Genomic DNA, 18,813 nt, shown 5'->3' with positions numbered 1-18,813 from the left:
CCGATCCAGCTTCCCGTTGGGGCTCAACGGCAACCGGTCCAGGATCACGAACGCCGACGGAACCATGTGCTCCGGCAGGGACTCGGCCACCACGGCCCGGAGCGTCCCGGCCAGTGTCTCGTCCGCTGCCGTCACGTAGGCGACCAGCCGTTTGACTCCTGGTGCTTCTTCCCGAGCGACCACGACGACGTCATCGACGTCGGCGTGCCTGCGCAGGACCGTCTCGATCTCGCCAGGCTCGATCCGGAACCCGCGGATCTTCACCTGGTGGTCCACCCGGCCGGCGAACACCAACTCGCCCGACGGGTTCCACCGCACGAGGTCCCCGGTCCGGTACATGCGGGATCCGGCCGGGCCGAACGGGCACGCCACAAAGCGTTCCGCCGTCAGCCCCGCACGATGCAGATACCCTCGCGCCAACCCCGCGCCGGACACGTACAACTCACCCACGACGCCCACGGGAACCGGACGCAACGCGCTGTCCACGACGTAGACCCGGGTGTTCCAGATCGGTCCGCCGATCGCGGGCACACCATCACCCGGTGACAGCGGGCCGCTCCACGTCGACACCACCGTTGCCTCCGTCGGGCCGTACGAGTTGATCATTCGGCGGCCAGGCGCCCACCGCGTCACCAACTCGGCCGAACAGGCGTCTCCGCCCACCGTCAGCATCCGCAGCCCCGGCAACTCCGAACCCTCGGGAACAGTCGTCAACGCCACCGGCGGAATCAACGCATGTGTGACTCCCTGAGACACGACGACGTCGGCCAAAGCCTCGCCCAGCAACGGACCTGGCGGTGGCACCACCAAGGCCGCGCCGACCGGCAGGGACATGCACAACTCGAGCACCGACGCGTCGAAGCTCGGCGATGAGAACTGCAGCACCCGATCACCAGGACCCACCTGGTAGTGCTCGGCCTCGGCCGCTGAGAAGCCCGCCAGTCCGGCATGGGACACCACGACGCCCTTCGGGATCCCCGTCGATCCGGACGTGTAGATCACATACGCGGCATTGGCCAACGTCACCGGCGCCAACCGATCCACCTCGGTCGATCCGTCCACAACAGACTGGTCGAGCGCCAGCACCTGGACGTCGCCTGGCAGCATCCCGGTGAGATCAGCGGTGGTCACCACCAACACCGGTCGTGAGTCCGCCAGCATGAACGCGATCCGCTCCGGCGGATAGGCGGGATCAACGGGCATGAACGCCCCGCCTGCCTTCGCCACGGCCAGCTGCGCCACCACGATGTCCACCGATCGCGGCAAGAGCAGTGCCACGATCTCCTCAGGCCCGACACCACGATCAACCAACGCGTGCGCCAGCCGGCTCGCCCGCGCGTCCACCTCGGCGAAGCTCATCGACTCGCCCTCGAACACCACGGCCGGCGCCTCGGGCGTCCGCGCGACCTGCTCCTCGAACAGCTCCGCCAGTGTCAGCCCAGGCACGTCCCGTGCGGTGTCGTTCCAGGCCACCAGAACCTGGTCACGCTCGTGCTCGGTCAGCACGTCGATCTGTCCCAGAACGACAGCGGGATCGTCGGCGACCAGTCCGAGCACACGGGTCAGGTGCCCGGCGATCCGCTCGACACTCGAGGCGTCGAACAGCTGAGGGTCGTAGCCGAACTCGACCGACAGCCGCTCACCAGGAGACACCACCACGCTCAACGGGTAGTTCGTCGTCTCCACCGCCGACAACGCGCGCAGCTTCAACCCGCGCACCGCCGCTGCCTCGTCGTTGATCGGATAGTTCTCGAACACCACGATGCTGTCGAACAGGTTCGTCCCACCCGGCAGTCCACTCCACGCCTGCAGCTTGCCCAGCGACACGAAGTCGAACCGCCGCGACTCGGCCTGCGAGGCCTGCAGCGCACGCAACCAGTCGACCAGGCTCGACGTGTCGTCGACGGCTGCTCGAACGGGCAGTGTGTTGATGAAGATGCCGGTGATGTCGTCCACCCCGGGCAGATCGGCGGGACGACCGGACACCGTGGCGCCGAAGCAGACGTCGCGATGCCCGCTGTACCTGGACAACAGCAATGCCCAGATCCCCTGCACCACGGTGTTCACGGTCAACCCGTTGCGCTGGGCCATTTCGCGCAGCCGACCCGTCTCCTCGGCACCCAGCTCGAACGGCAGCCACTCCGACGAGCGGGTGGCGTACATCTGGACCGGTGTCCGGTCGTACGGCAGTGTCGTCGGCGCCTCGTAGCTCGCGAGCAGCTGCCGCCAATGGGTTTCCGCGGCAGCGTGGTCCTGTTCCGCCAGCCAGCGGAGGTAGTCCCGGAACGGACGGCGGCTCGACGGCGTCGGCGGCCGTCCACCGGCCAGGGCGGCGTGCGCGTCGAACACGTCCGACAGCACCCGGAAGACGCTCCAGCCGTCCAGCAGGACGTGGTGGAAGGTCCACACGACCTGGACCTCGGTGGCCGACAGCTGTGCCAGGGCGAGCCGCATCAACGGAACGGCGCGCAGGTCCAGCCCAACGGATCGATCGGCCGCGAGAAGCTCCGCGAGTCGGCGCTCACGGTCCTGCTCTGTCGAGGAGTCCCAGTCGAGGAAGGTCACCGGGACCTCGGCCTCGGCGTGGACCACCTGGAGCGGCTCGTCGACGCCCTCCCAGACCATGCCGCTGCGCAGCACTGGTGTGCTGTCGACGACGTGCTGGAAGGCGCGGGCGAGCACCTCCGGATCGGGCACGCCGTCGAGCACGAACGTCGCCTGCTCGAAGTAGAGGCCCTGGCCCTCCTGCGACACTCCGTGGAAGACCATGCCGGCCTGCATCGGTGTCATCGGGTAGACGTCCTCGACCGCACGCCCGTCTCCCACCAGCCGGTCCACGCCGGTCTGGTCGAGTCCGGCGAGTGGGAAGTCGGACGAAGTACGACCCCCCACGCCCGGCTCGGCGCAGTGCGCGATGATCTCGCGCAGCGCTGCCACCAGTTTCTCCGCCAGGACCCGGATCGTGCTCTCCTGGTGCACGTTGCCGGAGTACAGCCAGGTGAACTCCAGTCGCCTGTCCTCGACACTTCCCACGACGTCGAGCAGGTGCCCGCGAGTGGCATCGGTGCTGATGTCGGACTGGAGGCCACCGAGCATCTCGTGGAACAGGCCCTCGCCGAGGTTCGTCCAGTCGAACTGGCCCAGGTAGTTGAAGCTGACCGGTGGCATGGACGTCAGCTCACGGCCCGCGAGGTAGCGCAGGGCGCCATAACCCAAGCCGCGCCGCGGCACCGCCCGCAGCCCTTCCTTGACCGACTTCAGCGTGGAGCCCCAGTCGGCAGTGCCGACGTCCAGGGCCACCGGGAACATGCTCGTGAACCACCCCACCGTGCGAGACACGTCCACGCCGGCAAGGACTTCCTCACGACCGTGCCCTTCAAGATCCACGACGACCCGGTCACAGCCGGTCCATCGGCCGAGCACCCGGCCCAACGCCGCCAGCAGCACGTCGTTGACCTGCGTCCGGTACACCCCGGGAACGTCCCGCAACAACGCCTCGGTCTCCGCGACGCCCAGCCCCACCGACACCGATCGGACCGATGAGGCGGTGTTGTGTCCACTGTGGTCCACCGGAAGGTCAGGATCACCTTGAACCTCGGCCCAGTGCGCGAGTTCGTCATCGAATCCGCCACCGAGCGCGAACTCGTCGAGCCGCAAAGCCCAGTCGCGGAACGCGGTGGTCTTCTGTTCGATGTTGACCGGCTCACCGGCGGCCAGCTGCTGGTAGGTGGCGTTGATGTCCTCGAGCAGGATCCGCCACGACACACCATCCACCACCAGGTGATGCACAGCCAGCAACAGCACCGGCCGCTGGTAACCGCCGAACTGGAACAACACCGCCTTCAGCAACGGCCCGTCGACGAGATCAAAGCCTGTGTGCACCTCCGCGGAGACGTCCCGCATCGCCGACTCACTGTCCACATCGGCCAGATCGTGGACCTGCAGCAGATCAGCCGGCTCGACCGGCGCGTTGTGTTGTGTCCAGCGGCCGTCGACAATCCCGAAGCGCATCCGCAGCGCGTCGTGGTGGGCGATCACCGCGGCCAACGCACCACGGAGAGCCTCCTCGTCCACTTCGCCACCCAGTTCTATCCGCACCGACTGGTCGAAGTGCTCGGCGTGGTCCGGGTTGGTCCGGAAGTACCAGTGCTGAATCGGGGTCAACGGCACGTCACCGGTCACCACGCCCTGGTCGACCCGCTCGGCGACGACCTCACTGACACTGGCCGCGAGCACCGCGATGGTGGGATAGCGGAACAGATCCCTCGGCGTCATCCCGAATCCGGACTTCCGTGCTCTGGACACAACCTGAATGCTCAGGATCGAATCGCCGCCGAGCTCGAAGAAGTCGTCCTCGACACCCACCTGCCGCACGCCCAGGACCTCGGCCCAGATCCGCACGAGTTCGGTCTCGGCGGCGGTGCGTGGTGCCACGTGATCGGCGAGGGCGCTGTGGAAGTCCTTGGCGGCCAGTGCGTCCCGGTCGAGCTTTCCGTTCCGGGTCAACGGCAGTTCGTCCAGCACCAGTACCGCGGAGGGGACCATGTAGTCGGGCAGCAGCACAGCCGCGTGCCGCCGCAGTTCTTCGACGTCAACGCTGCCACCGGCATCAGGCACGACGTAGGCCACGAGTCGTTTGACACCACTGCGGTCCTGGCGGGCCACGACCACGGCTTCGCTGACACGGTCGTGACCGATCAGTGCCGCCTCGATCTCACCGAGCTCGATCCGGAAGCCACGCACCTTGACCTGGTCATCGGCGCGACCGACGAACTCCACCAGGCCGTCGCCCGTCCAGCGTGCGACATCCCCCGTCCGGTACATCCGGCCGCCGGGCGCACCGAACGGATCAGCGATGAAGCACGCCGCGGTCAACCCGGGACGGCCCAGGTAGCCCCGGGCGACCCCGGCTCCGGCGATGAACAACTCCCCAGGAGCGCCGACGGGGACCGGCCCCGAGCCGCCGTCCAGGACGTACACCTGTTTGCCGTCCAGGGGACTTCCGATGGGCACGATGTCCGGCACCACGGCCGGCGACCGGTAGGCGGTCGCGAACGTCGTTGTCTCCGTCGGGCCGTAGCCGTCGACGACAGCCAGCCCCGGACACGCTTCCAGCACTCGGCGCACCGCGCCGGCGGGCACGACGTCCCCACCGGTCCACACCTCGGACACGCCCGCCAGGCACGACGGATCGTCCTGTGCCAGCACCGTGAACAACCCGGCCGTCAGCCACAACGCCGTGACACCGTGCTGAGAGACCAGCGCACGCAGCACGTCGGGATCCACGTCACCCGGCGGCGCGACGACGACCCGGCCGCCTGCCAGCAGCGGAACCCACACCTCGTACGTCGACGCGTCGAACGCCGATGCGGAATGCAGCAACACCCGGTCGTGGGCACCACCCGCGAAACGCCTGTCGGCGGCCAGCGCGACGACATCGCGATGGCACACCGCCACGCCCTTCGGCACTCCCGAAGAGCCCGACGTGTACATCACGTACGCGAGACCGTCCGGATCGATCCGAACCTCGGGAGGGTCACTCGACTCCGCGTCGACGTCGTCGGCCGCCAGCACAACAGATCCGTGGTGTGCCAATGACGCGGTCGCGTGCCATGTCTGATCGGTGATCAGCACCGATGCACCGGCCTCCGTCAGGATCGCCCGCATCCGATCCACCGGAGCGCGCAGATCGACCGGCACGTACGCGCCACCGGCCTTGAGCACCGCCAGTTCGGCGACGACGAAGTCGACAGATCGCTCCATCAGCAGACCGACGCGCTGTTCCTGGCGGATTCCAAGCCGGCCAAGGCGATGCGCCAGCCGGTTCGACCACGCGTCCAACTCCGCGTACGTCAAGGACAGACCGTCCGTTACCAGCGCAACCGAGTCCGGCGCACGAGCCACCTGTGCGGCGAACGTCTCAGTAACGGTGGCACGTACGACACTGCGGACGTTCTCGTTCCACTCCTGCAGAACCTGCCTGCGCTCGACCGGGGACACCGCGTGCAGCTCGCGCAGGGTCTGGCCGAAGTCTTTGGACATGCTCGACAGCAGCGCTTCCAAGTTCGCCGCCATCCGCTCGACCGTGATGGCGTGGAACAACGTCGGGTCGTAGTCGAGCCGGATGGACAGTTCGGTGTCCGGGCTCACCACGACCGTGAGCGGGTAGTTGGTGGGCTCCACGTCCCGCGACTCGACCAGGCTGATTCCGTGCCTGGCCGCGGCGCCGGGGTTGAACGGGTAGTTCTCGAACACCACGATGCTGTCGAAGAGGTTCGTACCGCACCAGTTCTGCAGCTGAGCCAGGGAGACGTACTCGAACCGCCGCGACTCCGCCTGAGTCGCCTGCAGATCACGCAGCCACGAGACCAGCCGCCTGGCACCTTGGACACCCACCCGTGTCGGCACCGTGTTGATGAACAAGCCGACCATGGGTTCCACGCCGGGCAGTTCGGCCGGGCGGCCTGACACAGTCGTGCCGAACACCACGTCCTGCTGTCCGCTGTACGCCGACAACAACACGGCCCACGCGCCCTGAACGACGGTGCTCAACGTCAAACCGTTCCGTTGTGCCGCCGCACGAACACGCGCGGATTCCTCGGCGGACAAGGTGATGCGGACGGTCTCTGAGGAAAGCGTCCGATGCGCCTCGCCACGTTTCCGGTCGTAGGGCAACGGGGTCGTGGAGTCGACATCGCCGAGCAGCGCCCGCCAGTACTCCTCGGCCTCACCGAGGTCGCGTTCGGACAGCCACTCGAGGTAGTCGCGGAACGGGCGTCTCGCGGGCAGCTCCGGCATCCGCTCCTCGACGATGGACGCGTACTGCTCACACACCTCCTGGAACACCTGGGCCGCGCTCCACCCGTCGAGCAGGACGTGGTGGAAGGTCCACACCAGCAGAACCTCTGCGGGCGATGTCGTGATCACAGCGAGCCGCATCAGCGGTGCTTCGGCGAGATCCAGTCCCTCGGCCCGCCCGTCGGTGAGAAGGCGCACCAGCTCGTCGTCCTGCTGCTCCGCTGTCCACTCCGTCCAGTCGTCGTAGCGGATCGGCAGAACCACATCGCGCGCCACGACCTGCAGTGGTTCGGCGAACCCGTCCCACACCACACTGCTGCGCAGCATCGGAGTGCGGTCGACCACCCGTTGCCAGGCGGTTCCCATCGCAGCCGGGTCACGGACACCGGACAACCGCAGGCGCACCTGGTTGAAATAGGCGGTCGAGCTGGTGTCCACCAGGCTGTGGAACAACATTCCGGCCTGCATCGACGTCAGCGGGTACACGTCCTCGACCTGACGTCCGTCGCCGGCCAGAAGGTCCACGGCGGCCTGATCGAGTCCGGCCAACGGGAAGTCCGAGGCGGTACGACCACCTGCCCCCGGTTCGGCGCAGTGCGCGACGATCTCGCGAAGTGCTCGGACCATGTGCTGCGCCAACGACTCGACGGTCGCCTCGCGGTGCACGTTCGCCGAGTAGTACCAGATGAGTTCCAACGCCCCGTGCTCAACCCGGCCGACCACGTCCAGCAGATGCGGCCTGGGCGCCCGCGGATCGGCAGAACCGCCCACACCACCACGAACTTCCCGGAAGAGACCACTTGTCGTCCAGTCGAACTGGCCGAGGTAGTTGAAGCTGATCTGTGGTGATGCCTCGGAAACCGACAGCGTCGTGCCGACGAGGTGGTGCAGGGCTCCGTGGCCCAGGCCGCGTCTGGGCACCGAACGCAGCTGCTCCTTGATCGCTTTCAGCACCGAACCCCAGTCACCGGCACCGGCGTCCAGCACCACCGGGAACATGCTGGTGAACCACCCGACGGTGCGGGAGAGGTCGATGTCGGAGAACAACTCCTCACGGCCGTGGCCCTCGAGGTCGACGAGCACCTGGTCACGGCCCGTCCACCGGGACAGTGTCCGGGTGAGCGCACTCAGCAGAACATCGTTGACCTGCGTGCGATACACCGCGGGAACGTCCTGCAACAACGCGGTGGTCTCCTCGGTTCCCAGGCGCACCACCACTTCCCGCATCGACCCGATCGTGTTGGCGCCGTGATCATCGGGTGGCAGCGCGGACTCGTGGTCGGTGGTCACGGTCGCCCAGTGCGCCAGTTCGTCGGAGAACCCGCCGCTGTGCGCGTGGTCGGTCAGCCGCACGGACCAGTCCCGGAACGAGGTCGTCTTCGGCTGCAGGGCGACGTTCCGGTAGGCGGTGTCGATGTCCTCCAGCAGGATCCGCCAGGACACGCCGTCCACGACGAGATGGTGCACCGCCAGGAACAGCAACGGCCGCCGAGTCTCGCCGAGATCGAACAACACCGCCTTGACCAGCGGCCCGTGGTGCAGGTCGAAGCTCGCGTGGATCTCGTCGATCGCCCGCTGCACGTCGGCATCGGGCAGCGGGTGAACCTGGAGCACGTCCAACGGCTCGATCGGAGCGTTGTGCTGCGTCCACCGACCATCGATGTCGTCGAACCGCATCCGCAACGCGTCGTGGTGAGCGACCACCGCGGCCAGCGCTTCCCCGAGCGCGGACCGATCGGTGCCGAGGTCCAGTTCGGCGAGGACCGACTGGTTGAAGTGCTCCGGATGCACGGTCTGGTTCTCGAAGAACCACCGTTGGATCGGTGTCAGGGGCACGTCGCCGGTCACCGGCCCCTGGTCGACGGCCGTCCGCACGACACCGGCACCACTGGCCGCCAACGTGGCCACGGTGGGATGCCGGAACAGATCCCGGGGCAGGATCGTGAGACCGGACTGGCGAGCACGGGAAGCGATCTGAATGCTGAGGATCGAGTCGCCGCCCAGCTCGAAGAAATTGTCCTCGACACCCACCTGCGGCACGCGGAGGACGTCGGCGAAGATCCTGGCCAGCTCCACTTCCGCGGCATCACGGGGTGCCACGTGGCCGGTCGTCGTGAGCCCGGCCCAGTCGACCTCGGGCAGCGCGCGGCGATCGACCTTGCCGTTGACGTTGAGCGGCAACCGGTCCAGCGGTACGAACACCGAGGGCACCATGTAGTCCGGCAGTGTTCGCGCCAGGAACGCCCGCAACTCTGCGGTGTCGGGGATCTGGCCCGGCGAACCCACGACGTAGGCGACGAGCCTCTTGCGGCCGGTGCTGTCGCCGGTCGCGACAGTGACGGCCTCGGCCACGTCGGCGTGGCCCTGCAGCGCGGCTTCGATCTCGCCGAGCTCGATCCGGAACCCGCGGATCTTCACCTGGTCGTCGGCCCGGCCGACGAACTCCAGTTCACCATCGGCGGTCCACCGGACCACATCACCCGTGCGGTACATCCGTTCGCCCGCGGTGGCGAAGTCCGGCACCGCCACGAACCGGTCCGCGGTCAGCCCTGGCTGGTCCAGATACCCGCGCGCCAGCCCGGCACCGGCGATGTACAGCTCCCCCGGCGCACCTGCCGGCACGGGCCGCAGACCACTGTCCAACACGTACACCCGCACGTTGTCCAGCGGGCGCCCGATCGGCACGACGTCGGGTACCGCGTCCACGCCGACCATGCTTCGCTGAGTGGCGTACGTGGTCGTCTCGGTCGGCCCGTAGACGTCGACGACGACGAGCCCAGGACAGGCGGCCGACACGCGACGCAACGCCGTGGCCGGAACGACCTCTCCGCCGGTCCACACCTCTTGTGCACCGGCCAGGCAGTCCGGTGCGTCCTGAGCGACCATCCGGAACAACCCGGAGGTGAGGAACACCCCGGTCACCCCGTGCTCGTCGATCATCCGGCGCAGCACGTCGGCATCGACGTCGCCCGGCGGTGCCAGTACGACTCGGCCCCCGTTGAGCAGAGGGACCCACAACTCGTACGTCGAGGCGTCGAAGGCGAACGGCGAGTGCAGAAGCACGCATTCGTGCCCACCGCCGCGGAACCGGCGGTCGAGGGCGAACGAGGCGACGTCGCACTGGCGGGCCATCACTCCCTTCGGAGTGCCCGTCGAACCCGACGTGTACATCACATAGGCGAGGTTCTCCGGGTCGATGACCACGGCAGGCCGTTCAGCCGATTCCCGCGACAGTGAGACGTCACCGTCGATGACAACGTGCTGTCCACTGTAGACATCGGCGGCTGTCGGCTCCCACCGCTGGTCCACCAACAGCGCTGAAACACCGGCCAACATGGCACGCATCCGAGCAGCGGGAGCCCGCACGTCGACCGGCACGTACGCCCCACCCGCCTTGACGACCGCCAGTTCGGCGACCACGACGTCGATCGAGCGCTCCATCAGCACACCGACGAGGTCCTCCGTTCGCACCCCCAGGCCGATCAGTCGATTCGCGAGCTGGTTCGCCCGCGAGTCCAGCTCGGCGTAGCTCATCGATCCGGCGTCCGACGTCAGGGCGACTGCCTGCGGGGTACGACTTGCCTGCTCGGCGAACAAACTCGGCACCGTGGCCGGCGGGAGCTCGTTGCCGGTGCTGTTCCACTCCTCGACCACCTGATGGCGTTCGGCGGCTGTCGTGACGAGGAGCTGGGACATCCGCCGGTCCACGTCGTCGGCGATGCCGCCCAGCACGAGGACGAGGTGCTGAGTCAGCCGGCTGATCGTGGCCGCGTCGAACAGGGCCGGGTCGTAGCCCAGCTCGACCGCCAACTGCCGTCCGGGAGTCACCATCACGCTCAGCGGGTAGTTCGTCGTTTCCACCGCAGACAGTTCGCTGAGACACAAACCATGTGAGGCGGCGGCTTCGACGTCGATCGGATAGTTCTCGACCACCACGATGCTGTCGAACAGAGTGGTGCCGCTCCTCTGCAGCCGCGCCAGCGAGACGTGGCCGAACCGCTGGGCCTCGGCCTGACGGGCCTGCAACTCCCGCAACCACTCCAGCACGCTCTGCTGCCAGCGAATGCCCACTCTGGTCGGGATGGTGTTGATGAACATGCCGATCATCGACTCCACGCCGGCGAGTTCGGCCGGTCGGCCGGACACCGTCGTCCCGAACACCACGTCCTGCCGGCCGCTGTACGTCGACAACACCAAAGCCCAGGCGCCTTGAACGACAGTGCTCAGCGTCAAGCCGGCCTGCTGGGTCATCGCGCGCAATCGGTCCGTCTGCTCCGCCGAGAGGGCCGCGTCCACGTTTTCCGACGACTCGGCGTGGTGTGCGTCCAGCGGTGGCCGGTCGTAGGGCAGGGGCGTGGGCGAGTCGAGATCGCCGACAACGTCCCGCCAGTACGCGTCACTCGCGTGCCGATCCTGTTCGGACAACCACCGCAGGTAGTCGCGGAACGGCCGGCGGCTCACCGGCTCGGGACGGCGGCCTCCAGCAAGTGTGGCGTGGGCGGCGAACACGTCCGAGAGGACGCTGAAGATGCTCCACCCGTCCAGCAGCACGTGGTGGAAGGTCCACACGACCTGGACCTCGGTGGCGGACAGCCGCGCGAGCATCAGCCGCATCAAGGGAGCGGTGCGCAGGTCCAGTCCCCGCACCTGGTCCTCGGCGAGGAACTGGGCGAGCCGCCGGGCCTGATCGGCCGCGGGCAAGTCGCTCCAGTCCAGGAAGGACACCGGAATCGTGGCTTCGCGCATGACCAGTTGCAGCGGCTCGTCGACGTCCTCCCAGACGACACAGCTGCGGCACACCGGATTCTGATCGACCGTGTGCTGGAAGGCCGTGGCCAGGGTCCGCGAGTCGGGAACGCCGTCGAGCACGAACGTGAGCTGCTGGAAGTAGACGCCCTGATCACCTTGCGAGACCCCGTGGAACACCATTCCCCGCTGGGCCGGGGTGAGCGGGTAGACGTCCTCGACAGTCCGCCCGTCACCGGCGAGGAGATCCACGCCCGCCTGATCCAGCCGCGCCAGTGGGAAGTCCGACGGGGTGCGGCCGCCCGACCCGGCCAGAGCACAGTGCGCGATGATCTCCCGCAACGCCGAGACCAACTCCTCGGCCACTGACCGGACGACGTCCTCGCCGTGCACGGTCCCCGAGTAGAACCAGGTGAACTTCAGCGCCCCTTCCTCGACCATGCCGACGATGTCGAGCACATGGGTACGACGGGCGGCCGGATCATCGCTCAACTCGAGTCCACTGTGGAGGTCGCGGTACAGCGCGCTCTCACCGGTCACCCAGTCAGCCTGGCCGAGGTAGTTGAACCGCACGGGTGGCGCGGGCGCGTGCGGCAGCTTGTTCGCGAGATGGCGCAGGGCCCCGTACCCCAGTCCGCGCTGTGGTGTCGAACGCAACTGCTCCTTGACCGACTTCAGCGCCGTTCCCCACTCGCCGGAAGTCGTCTCCAGCACGACGGGGAACATCGTGGTGAACCACCCCACCGTGCGAGATACGTCCACGTCGGCGAGAACTTCCTCACGACCGTGGCCTTCCAGGTCCACCACGACCCGGTCACGACCGGTCCAGCTCCCCAGCACCCGGCCCAACGCCGCCAGCAGCACGTCGTTGACCTGCGTCTGGTACACCTCGGGAACGTCCTGCAACAACGCTTTCGTCTCCGCGGCCGTCAGCACCGCCGAGACTGACCTCGTGGAGCCGACGCTCCCCCGCTCGATGTCGGTTTCGCCCGTCGGTGTGGTCGCGTTCCAGTACATCAGCTCGTCGTCGAATCCGCCGGCGAGCGCGTGCTCGGTGAGTTTGCGCGACCAGTCCTGGAACGACGTGGTCTTCGGGGGCAGCGCCACCTTCCGGTACGCGGCGTCGATGTCTTCCAACAGGATCCGCCACGACACACCGTCCACCACCAGGTGATGCACGGCCAATGACAGCACCGGCCGCTCGCCGCCGACCACCAGCACCGCTTTGAGCAGCGGCCCTCGGCCCAGGTCGAAACTCACATCCGTCTTGCGGTCCACATCGGACAGATCTCGCACCTCTAGTACGTCCGCGGGGTCGTCAGGTGCGTTGTGCTGCGACCACTGGCCATCCATTACCTCGAATCGCATTCGCAAGGCGTCGTGATGAGCGATGACCGTCTGCAACGCGGACCGGAGTGCCCCGTGGTCGACATCTCCGGCCAGCTCCACCGCGAGTGATTGGCCGAAGTGTTCCGATCCGGTCGTGCGGGCGTCGAACAGCCAGTGCTGAACCGGTGTCAAAGGCACCGGGCCTGCCACCACACCCTGATCGATCACCCCAGTCCGCGCCGTTGTCACATGCGGTGCGAGGGAGGCGATGGTCTGATGGAGGAACAGGTCTCTCGACATCACCATCAGGCCCGCTCGGCGCGCCAGCGAGACGACCTGGATGCTCAGGATCGAGTCACCACCCAGGCCGAAGAAGTTGTCCTGGACGCCGACCCGTTCCAGCCCGAGCACGTCGGCCCAGATCTGGACGAGGACGCGCTCGACGTGGGTCCGGGGCTCGGCGTAACCCGTCCGGCCGGCGCCGAAGTCCGGTGCCGGCAGAGCGGCACGGTCCAGCTTCCCGCTGGAGTTGAGCGGCAGTCCGCCGAGGGCGACGAACGCCGACGGAACCATGTGGTCCGGCAACGTCCGGCCGAGGAAGTCACGCAGCTCGGCGACGTCGATCGCCGCTGCGACAACATAGGCCACCAGCCGTTTGTGCCCGGACTCCTCCTGCCGCACGACCACGACCGCTTCCGTGATGTCCTCGCGCTGCCGCAGAGCGGTCTCGACCTCGCCGAGCTCGATCCGGAATCCGCGGATCTTCACCTGGTGGTCGGCCCGGCCGAGGTAGTCGAGCTCGCCGGCGCGGTTCCACCGCACCACGTCTCCGGTGCGGTACATCCGGGCACCTGGCGCGCCGAACGGGTCGGCGATGAAGCGGTCGGCGGTCAGGCCCGGCCGGTCGAGGTATCCGCGGGCCAGGCCACGGCCACCCAGATGAAGCTCACCGGGGACGCCGATCGGCGTGGGCCGAAGTGACGGGTCGAGCACGTAGGCGGTGGTGTTGGCGATGGGACGGCCGATCGGCGGTGCCTGCTGCTGGTCGCCTCCGTCGGAGTACCAGGCCGCCGCGTACACCGTTGCCTCTGTCGGGCCGTAGATGTTGGCGATCCGGCAACTGGGCAGTGCGGCGCGAATGTCCCGGACCATCTGTGCCGGCAGCGCCTCACCAGCGAGGACGACGGTGTCCGCACTGACAGGTAGTCCGCCCTGGGCGAGCAACTGCGCAAACGCCGAGGGAACACCGCTGATCAGACTTACGGGCTCGGTCACCACGCCCTCACCGAGCGCCAGCAGGTCACGCACGATCTGGACGGTCCCGCCGACGGCAAGCGGGCAGAAGATCTCGAACACGGACACGTCGAAGGTCAGCGAGGTCGACGCCACGACGCGGGCCAGCCCAGTCGCGCCGAACTCGGCCGCGGCCCACGCCACCAGGCCGGCCATGCTCTGGTGCGTGACCACGACTCCCTTGGGACGGCCGGTGGAACCAGAGGTGTAGATCACGTAGGCCGGACTGGCCGCGAGCACGCCGCCCACCGGATCTCCGGCCCGGCTCGCGGCGAGTGCCTCGACGACACCGGGCTCGTCGAGGACCAGCCGAGGCACGTCCCCGTGGGCGGGGATCTGCTCGGTGACGCCGGTCGTCACCAGCACCAACGCGGGCCGGGCGTCGTCGAGGATCAGGGCGATCCGCTCCGCCGGGTAGCCGGGGTCGATCGGCAGGTACGCGGCTCCGGCCTTCAGGACGGCCATGGCTGCCACCACGAGGTCCGCCGACCGGGGCATCGCCAGCCCGACGAACTGCTCGGGCCCCACGCCTCGGCTGATCAGCAGATGCGCCAACTGGTTTGCTCGCCGGTTCAGCTCCACATAGGACAGCCGCACGTCGCCACAGACCAAGGCCGTGGCCTCTGGTGTCCGTGCCACCTGCGCCTCGAACAGCGCCGGCAACGTCATGACGGGAACGTCCCGCGCGGTGTCGTTCCACGTCACGACCACCTGGTGCTGTTCGGCGTCGGTCAGCAGGGGCAGCTGCGCCAGCGTCCGGTCCGGTTGGTCGACGATTCCCCTCAGCAAAACCAGAAGATGATCGGTCAGCCGCACCATCGTGTCCGCGTCGAACAGGTCGGTGTTGTACTCGATCGCGACATCCATCTCCTGGCGACCGCGCGGCCAGAACTCGACCACGAGGTCGAATCTGGCCGATGGGCGCGGCAGATCCTGCTCGGTGATCCGCAGTCCCCCGGCCTCGTGTGGCCGGACCATCGCGTTCTGCAGCACGACCAGGGCCTGCACGAGCGGCGTCCGGCTGGGGTCGCGTTCGGGTTGCAGTTCCTCCACGACGCTGTCGAACGGCACCGCGCCGTTGGTGAACGCCTCCAGCACGGTCTCGCGGACCTCGCGAAGGAACTCGGTGAACGGCCGGGTGGGCTCGGCCCACGACCGCAGAACAAGGGTGTTGACGAAGAAGCCGGCCAGGTTTTCCAGCTCGGCTCTGTCTCGTCCGGCGACGACGGTTCCGATCGAGATGTCCCGCTGGTTGCTGTAACGCCAGAACAACACCTGCACGGCCGCGGTGAGAGTCATGAACACGGTGGCGCCGTGTTCACGTCCCAACGCCGTCAGCCTCTCGACCAGCTCCGGTGGCAGGGACGCGCGGTGCACCGCACCGGCACTCGTGCGCAGGTGCGGACGTGGCCGGTCGGTGGGCAGTTCGAGCGCCTGGATTCCCTCCAGCTTCCGTTTCCAGTAGCCCAGTTGACGAGCTGCGGCAGGGGTGGACAGCTGCAAGCGCTGCCACACCGCGAAGTCCGCGTACTGGATCGGCAGGCAGGGCAGGTCCGCCGTGCCCGCGTAGAGCTTTCCGAGCTCGTTCACGAGCAGTCCGACCGACCAGCCGTCGGTGACGATGTGATGCTGACTGAGCATCAGCACGTGGTCGTCGTCGGCCATCCGGATCAGCACCGCGCGGGTCAGCGGGCCTTGTCGGAGGTCGAACGGCCGGGCCAGCTCCTCGGCCAGAACCCGATCCAATTCCTCCACAGTGGACACGTCTTCCGCGCGCAGCGGAAGGTCGGCTTCTGCAGCCACAACCTGGACTCCACGGCCATCCACTGTGCGGACTGTCGTGCGCAACGATTCGTGCCGGGCGCTCAACGCCGTCAACGCACTTCGCAGTCTCTCGACATCCAGCGCTCCCGACAGGCGCAGACCGACGCCGGTGTTGTACTCCGTCCCTCCGCCGGTCAGGTCATCGAGGAACCACAACCGTTGCTGCGCGGAGGAAAGCGGTAGTGCCTGATCTCTGGGGACCGGAGTGATCTCCGCCGCGTGCACGGAGTCCGGCCGCACCGGAAGAGACTCGGCGAGCTGCGCGACCGTGCCGGCGTCGAACACGGCACGTGCGGAGAGCCCGACCCCGAACGCACCACGCACTCGCGCCAGCACCTGGGCGCCGAGGATCGAGTCGCCGCCGAGTTCGAAGAAGTCGTCCTCGACACCTACCTGCCGCACTCCCAGCACTTCCGCCCAGATCCCGGCCAGAACCCGTTCGTTGTCAGTCCGCGGCTCCACCTGTCCAGCCCCCGGCGCCACACCGGACGGCTCAGGCAACGCCCGGCGATCCAGCTTGCCGTTCGGACTCAGCGGCAATCGATCCAGCATCACGAACACCGCCGGAACCATGTAGTCCGGCAGACGCTCGGCGGCCACGGCCCGCAGCTCGGCGGTCAACGCGTCGCCGGCCTCGGTTGTGGCGACATACGCCACCAGCCGTCTGCCGCCCGAAGGCTGTTCCTGTGCCACGACGACAACATCGTCGACTTCCGCGTGCCCGCGCAGCACCGTCTCGATCTCGCCGGGCTCGATCCGGAACCCGCGGACCTTCACCTGGTGGTCCAACCGTCCGATGAACTCCAAGTCGCCCAGCGGGTTCCACTGAACCCGGTCGCCGGTGCGATACATCCTGGACCCGGCGGGACCGAAGGGACACGCCACGAAGCGCTCCGCCGTCAACCCCGCACGCCCCAGATACCCGCGTGCCAGTCCCGGGCCGGCTACGTACAACTCGCCTGCGACACCCACTGGAACCGGACGCAACCCGCTGTCCAGCACGAACACCCTGGTGTTCCGGATCGGCCTGCCGATCGGAGGCACCTCCCCGGCCGACAACGGACCACTCCACGTGGAGACCACAGTGGACTCGGTCGGACCGTACGAATTGATCAACCGCCGGCCTGGCGCCCACCGTGCCACCAGCTCCGCCGAACAGGCGTCCCCACCCACCGTCAGCATCCGCAACCCCGGCAGGTTCACCCCCTCGGGAACCGTCGACAGCGCCACGGGCGGAATCAACGCATGCGTCACGCCCTGGGACGTCACCACCTCCGCCAGCGCCTCCCCCAGCAACGGACCCGGCGGAGGAATCACCAGGGCCGCTCCTGCTGGCAGCGACATGCACAGCTCGAGCACCGACGCGTCGAAACTCGGTGACGAGAACTGCAACACCCGATCGCCAGGCCCCACCTGGTAGTGCTCGACCTCCGCCCCCGAGAGACTCGCCAGCCCTGCGTGCGACACCACGACGCCCTTCGGACGCCCCGTCGACCCGGACGTGTAGATCACATATGCGGGACTCACCAACTCCAACGGGCTCAACCGATCCTCGTCGACCGGACTGGCATCCGTGCCGTCAACAGCGGACAGCTCGTCGAGCAGGAACACGTCCGCGTCAGGCAGCAGCACACCCGCGAACTCCGCCGTTGTCACGACCAGCACCGGGCGTGAGTCCGACAACATGAACGCGATCCGGTCAGCCGGATAGGCCGGGTCGATGGGCAGATACGCGCCACCTGCCTTCACCACGGCCAACTGCGCGACAACGATCTCCACCGACCGCGGCAACACCAACGCCACGATCCCTTCCGGCCCCACACCACGCCCGATCAACACATGCGCGAGCCGATTCGCCCGGACGTCCAGCTCCGCGAAGCTCACCGAGCCGCCCTCGAACACCACCGCCGTCGCCTCAGGCGAGCGCCGAACCTGTCCCTCGACCAACTCCGCCAGCGTCAGTCCTGGCACAGCCCGGGCGGTGTCGTTCCACCCCACCAACATCCGCTCACGCTCGGCCACTCCCAGAACGTCGATCTTTCCCACCGGCACGGCCGGATCCACGGCGACGACCTCGAGCACTCGGCCGAGATGCCCGGCGAACCTGTCCGCCACGAGTGGATCGAAGCCATCTCGCTGATGTTCGATCACGCCGGACACGCCACCGTCGTGCTCGACCAGACGCACCACGAGATCGGCGAGACGCAGTCCCGTGAACGACGGGGCATCGGCGAAGCGATCCGACACGACCACCACCGTCGGCGGCGAGTCGTTCAGGCTCGCTTCCTGCGCCAGGCCGCCCACCTGGGTCAGGAGGTCGGCGAACAGGCACGAATCATCCACTCTGGACCGCAGCACCGGCACTGTCGTGAACGAGCCGGCCGGCGGGCCGAGGTCGCCGGCTCGGCCGTCGAGCACACCCACCGGAACTTCTCGCCGGCCCGTCCACCGGGACAGCACGACAGCCGCCGCCGCGACAAGTACGTCGGTCCCGCCGGCACCGTGAAGTTCGGCGATGTCCGCGGGAACGGGCAGCCTGCGGATCTCCGCCGCCGGCCCGCCGACGACGGCAGCGCTGTAGAGCACTCCGAGTTCCTCGACCAGGACGTGCAGCGACCGCTCGTCAACCTCGCCGCGGTGTGCGGAAAGCAGCACCACGTGTTCGTTCTCGGTCACCTGCAGCACATCGACGTCGACGGACCGAAGCTCCTCGTGCCGAGCGCCCAGCCCTCGCGCGGCCTCAGCCAGTGCGGTCGTGTCCAGCGCACCGAACAGCCGGACCGAACAACTCACTGTTTCGTGCGGCATCGTGTCATGGGCCAT

1 protein-coding gene (only partly in view) is annotated in these 18,813 nt (G+C 67.9%); it reads right to left on the bottom strand.

Annotated features, from left to right (window positions below):
* Positions 1-18,813 carry the 5' portion of a non-ribosomal peptide synthetase gene (locus DI276_RS53065; RefSeq protein WP_112267762.1) on the bottom strand. Its footprint begins 339 nt before the window's first position, so only the first 18,813 of its 19,152 coding nucleotides appear in the window; it begins with the start codon at positions 18,811-18,813; the stop codon falls past the left edge of the window.

This window comes from Lentzea terrae (genome assembly GCF_003265345.1).
In the GTDB taxonomy this organism is placed as follows: domain Bacteria; phylum Actinomycetota; class Actinomycetes; order Mycobacteriales; family Pseudonocardiaceae; genus Lentzea; species Lentzea terrae.
The sequence above is the reverse complement of the archived record's forward strand: the minus strand, read 5'-3'. Positions and strand labels throughout refer to the sequence as shown.